The 4,734-nt window shown below is 70.8% G+C and carries 5 protein-coding genes; 3 read left to right on the forward strand and 2 right to left on the reverse strand.

Annotated elements, in window-relative coordinates; all coding sequences use genetic code 11:
* Nucleotides 1-260: 260 nt before the first annotated feature.
* Complete coding sequence (locus VGX25_RS34945) at nt 261-1,106, reverse strand: helix-turn-helix transcriptional regulator (RefSeq protein WP_326922267.1); 846 nt, start codon at nt 1,104-1,106, stop codon at nt 261-263.
* Nucleotides 1,107-1,314: 208 nt separating this feature from the next.
* Here VGX25_RS34945 and VGX25_RS34950 point away from each other — a divergent pair, with 208 nt between their 5' ends.
* The gene (locus tag VGX25_RS34950) at nt 1,315-2,517 is read left to right on the forward strand and encodes a cytochrome P450 (RefSeq protein ID WP_326922271.1); all 1,203 of its coding nucleotides are present in this window, start codon (nt 1,315-1,317) and stop codon (nt 2,515-2,517) included.
* Here the strand turns inward: VGX25_RS34950 and VGX25_RS34955 are convergent.
* Nucleotides 2,481-2,939 carry an SRPBCC domain-containing protein gene (locus VGX25_RS34955; protein WP_326922268.1) on the reverse strand — a complete coding sequence of 153 codons (459 nt, stop codon included), beginning with the start codon at nt 2,937-2,939 and terminating at the stop codon, nt 2,481-2,483. The genes VGX25_RS34950 and VGX25_RS34955 overlap by 37 nt on opposite strands.
* Before the next feature lie 140 nt (nt 2,940-3,079).
* Between VGX25_RS34955 and VGX25_RS34960 the strand changes: the two genes are divergently transcribed.
* On the forward strand, nt 3,080-3,487 hold the full coding sequence (locus VGX25_RS34960; protein ID WP_326922269.1) for a YciI family protein: 408 nt from the start codon (nt 3,080-3,082) through the stop codon (nt 3,485-3,487).
* The gene (locus VGX25_RS34965; RefSeq protein WP_326922270.1) at nt 3,484-4,629 is read left to right on the forward strand and encodes an RNA polymerase sigma factor; all 1,146 of its coding nucleotides are present in this window, start codon (nt 3,484-3,486) and stop codon (nt 4,627-4,629) included. Before VGX25_RS34960 ends, VGX25_RS34965 begins: the two co-directional genes overlap by 4 nt.
* Nucleotides 4,630-4,734 lie beyond the last annotated feature (105 nt).

A 4,734-nucleotide genomic window follows, 5' to 3' on the forward strand; every position in this document is an offset into this window, starting at 1 on the left:
CAGCATGGGCAGGCCGCCCGGCCTGCCCGCGAGGGCCTGCTTAGGTGCCGCCGGAGGCTCCATGTCAAGGGTCGCGGCCCCCGCCGCCGCGGACACACCGATACGGCCGCGATCGCGAAGCGACGCCGAAGGCGCCCTTGACATGGAGAAGCGGCACCGCACAATGCGCGCCGCGCCGCGCGGGGCCCACTACTGGCAGCGGGCCAGGCCCCCGGGACTTGCCGCAGTCAGCCTCAGAGGGTGCTGAGGAAACCGGCTAGTCATCGGTTGTCGAGTTCGGTCAACACCCGCCCGATGAAGTCGACGGAGTCGGTCGGGCTGAGTGCCTGGTCGCGGAGCCCTTCGAATATCCGGTTCGCTGCCCGGATCTGATCGGCATCCTCGATGTGCAGCGAGCCGCACATGTAGTCCACAAAGAGGATTGACCGGACGTGCTCGTCGGGGAAGTCGAGCAACGTGAAGCTGCCGTTCATGGCGTTGTGCGCGCCGTCGCATAGCCGGAGTACCTGCAGTGTCACGGTTGGCAGCGACGCGGCCGCCACCATGTGCTTGAGCTGGTCGCGCATGACCTCGGCACCGCCGAGCTCGCGGTGCAGCGCAGCTTCGTCGACGATCCCGATGAATTCCAGCGGCTCCTCCTCGTCCGTGAGCCGTCGTTGCCGGAAGATGCGCACGGCCACGTCTTCCTCAAGCCTCTCCGCGGTGCGCGGGGTCAGGTCGCGATCGAACAGGGCTCGGATGTAGGGCTCGGTTTGGAGCAGGCCAGGCAGACTCAGCCCACAGAACTCGCGGACTGTCGCCGCTGAGTCCTCCAGGCCGACGTAGCCCAGGCTGCCTTTCCGTTGCTGGGGATACCACGTCGGCTTGAGCGCTTCACGTGCTTGATCGAGTAGCTCGGGGGTGTAGCAGTCGTACAGGTCCATCATCGAGCGGATCAGGTGCACGGTCGCCCTGGTCGCACCGGTCTCGACGCGGTGCAGCGAGGAGCGGGTCAGGTCCAGGCGCGGCGCGGCCTCTTCGAGGCTCAGCCCGGCGGCCTCGCGCATGGTGCGCAGCCGGTTGCCTACCCGGCGGCGGAGGAACGGTGGCTTCTGGTTGATGTTCACGCGGCGCTCCTGGTGACGGTGAGTAGCCGCATGATGGCACTGGAAACGTGGGGAGCGGGATTCCCGGTTGGGGTGGTGTCGGGGCGGCCGGGGCGCTGATCACCCCTAGGTAGTATCGGTCGGCGTGGGGTCTCTTCGTTCGCGAATTGTCGGCTGGGTGGCCGGTCGATATCTCGCGCGTAAGCAGAAAAACGGCCTCGACCTGTCCATGATTTCGTTGTTGCCCGATCACGCGCTGTTTCCGCTGCGTCGGGTGGGTCTGGATCCGGTCGGTGAGCTGGGTCACAGGCGGGCGCAGGAGCCGGTGAGTAAGATCAAATTGCCGCTCGGCGTGGGGGTTTGGCTTGTCACCGGTTACCGGGAAGCCAAGGCCGTGTTGAGCAAGGTCGACGGTTTCAGCAACGATTTTGCCAACCTCGTCGGGAAAGCCGCCGGCGCGTCGGCCGAGGAGAACCCCGGCGGGCTGGGATTCTCCGACCCGCCGGTGCACACCCGGCTGCGCCGCATCCTGACCCCCGAATTCACCATGCGGCGGCTGAACCGGCTCGGCCCGCGGATCGAGGCCATCGTCGCCGACCAGCTCGACGCCATGGCCGACGCGCCGGAGCCGGTCGACCTGTGGCAGTCGTTCGCGCTGCCCATCCCGTCGCTGACGATCTGCGAGCTGCTCGGTGTGTCCTACGAGGACCGGGCCGACTTCCAGCGGCTGTCCACGGCCCGGTTCGACCTGTTCGGCGGCGCCAACGCCTCGCTCGGCGCGATCTCCGAGTCGCTGACCCAGCTGCTGGAGATCGTCAAGCACCAGCGCGAGTCGCCCGGCGACGGGCTGTTCGGCATGCTGATCAAGGAGCACGGCCACGAGCTGACCGACCGGGAGCTGGCCGGGATCGCCGACGGCCTGCTCACCGGCGGGCTGGAGACCACCGCGAGCATGCTGGCGCTCGGCGCGATGGTGCTGCTGCGGCACCCCGAGGCGGCCGAGCGGATGCGCCGGGGCGACGGCGGGGAGGACACCGTCAACCGGTTCGTCGAGGAGCTGCTGCGGTACCTGACCGTGGTGCAGGTGGCCTTCCCCCGGTTCGCCACCGAGGACATGGAGATCGGCGGGGTGACGATCTCCGCGGGCGACGTCGTGGTCGTGTCGTTGAGCGGAGCCAACCGCGACGGGGCGCTCGGCGACGACATGGAGCACTTCGACGCCACCCGCGAGCCGACCTCGCACCTGGCGTTCGGCTACGGCATCCACCGCTGCATCGGCGCCGAGCTCGCCCGCATGGAGCTGCGCATCGCCTACCCCGCCCTGGTCCGCCGCTTCCCCAACATGCGCCTGGCCGTCCCCGCCGAGGCCGTCCCGTTCCGGCCGACCTCGATCGTCTACGGCGTCGACTCGCTGCCGGTCCTGCTGACGTAGCCTTCCGCCCGCTGCTTCAGCGCCCGGTTCATCTCGTGAAACCCGGCCTCCGCCTGCCGGAGCCTGCGCCGGACCAGCGGCACGAGCAGCCCGGTGAACTCCTCCCGGTGCCGGACCAGCGTCCCGTCCCCATCGGCCGTCAACGCCAGCTCGTGCTCCGCGGCGAACAGCCAGGGCAGCGCGAGCGTGCCCCGCCACCGCAACCGCCGCCCAGCCTCCACGACCCGCACCGTCGGCCGCGCCGTGGTGACCTCGCCACCCGGCGGATGAAACTCCAGCGTGAGCACCCCACCCGCCACCGGCGTCCCCTCCGCCCGGGTGATGAACGGGTTCCACTCGGGATAGGCGGCAAAGTGGACAATGACCTCCCACACCGTCGCCGGCGCCGCCCCGACCTTGATCGACGTGTCGATGGTGTACATGGCCCTCCTTCGCCCGAACCTAGCGGATCAACGTGATCGTCAGAAAAGTTCGGACGGCGATGTCGAGAACCGGCGGGCCGGCTCCGTCCCCGAGGTGAACGTGACCACAATGGGTCACACCAGCATCGAGGAGAACCACGATGGCGAAGTACCTGCTGCTCAAGCACTACCGCGGCGCTCCGGCCTCGGTCAACGACGTGCCGATGGACCAGTGGACGCCGGAGGAGATCTCGGCGCACGTGCAGTACATGCGCGACTTCGCGGCCCGGCTCGAGCAGACCGGCGAGTTCGTCGACGGTCAGGCGCTGGCCCCCGAGGGGATGTGGGTCCGGTACGACGGTGAGGGGCGCCCGCCGGTCACCGACGGCCCGTTCGCCGAGACCAAGGACCTCATCGCCGGCTGGATGGTCATCGACGTGGACAGCCACGAGCGGGCCGTCGAGCTGGCCGGGGAGCTGTCGGCCGCCCCGGGGGCGGGCGGGAAGCCGATCCACGAGTGGCTCGAGGTGCGGCCGTTCCTCACCGAGGCGCCCACGGTGACCGAGTGAACGAGACGCTGCTGCGGGAGCTCGTGCCCGCGGTGATCGGTATCCTCGTCCGGCGCGGAGCGGACTTCGCGTCGGCCGAGGATGCCGTGCAGGAGGCCCTGATCCGGGCGCTGGAAACCTGGCCGGACGATCCGCCGCGGGACCCGAAGGGCTGGCTGGTCACCGTGGCCTGGCGCCGGTTCCTCGACGTGACCAGGGGCGACGCCTCCCGCCGCCGGCGGGAGGACCTCGTCGACGAACAGCCGGCGCCCGGGCCCGCGGCCGCGACCGACGACACGCTGCAGCTCTACTTCCTGTGCGCCCACCCCTCGCTGACGCCGGCGTCCGCGGTCGCGCTCACGCTGCGCGCCGTCGGCGGGCTGACCACCCGCCAGATCGCGGCGGCCTACCTGGTGCCCGAGGCGACCATGGCGCAGCGGATCAGCCGGGCCAAGCGCACCGTGTCCGGCGTGCGGTTCGACCAGCCCGGCGACGTCGCCACCGTGCTGCGCGTGCTCTACCTGGTGTTCAACGAGGGCTACTCCGGCGACGTCGACCTCGCCGCCGAGGCCATCCGGCTCACTCGGCAGCTCGCGGCCGCGATCGACCACCCCGAGGTGGCGGGGCTGCTCGCCCTCATGCTGCTGCACCACGCCCGGCGCGCCGCCCGCACCGCGCCCGACGGCAGCCTGGTGCCGCTCGCCGAGCAGGACCGCGGGCTGTGGAACACGCGCCTGATCGCCGAGGGCGTCGAGATCCTGCAGGCGGCGCTGGCCCGCGACCGGCTGGGCGAGTTCCAGGCCCAGGCCGCCATCGCGGCACTACACGCCGACGCGCCCACCGCCGAGGAAACCGACTGGGTGCAGATCGTCGAGTGGTACGACGAGCTGGTGCGCCTGACCGACAGCCCGGTCGTCCGGCTCAACCGCGCGGTCGCCGTCGGCGAGGCCGACGGACCACGCGCCGGCCTCGCGGCGCTCGCGACACTGGACGACGCACTGCCCCGCCACACCGCGGTGGCGGCCTACCTCCACGAGCGCGACGGCGACCTGGCCACGGCGGCCCGGCTCTACGCCGAGGCCGCCCACAAGGCGCCCAACCTCGCCGAGCGCGACCATCTGACCCGCCAGGCCGCCCGGCTCAACTCCCGCCGGCGCCGCTGACCGGTCGCGCTCGGACATTCCGCCGCACTCGGGCCGAAACCGGGTGAGACCGGGGCCGGGCAGGGCTCCGGGATGCGGACATGATCGCCGTGATGCCGGTCGGGT

Origin of the sequence: Actinophytocola sp. (genome assembly GCF_035942955.1) — a bacterium.
Taxonomy (GTDB): domain Bacteria; phylum Actinomycetota; class Actinomycetes; order Mycobacteriales; family Pseudonocardiaceae; genus DASYTH01.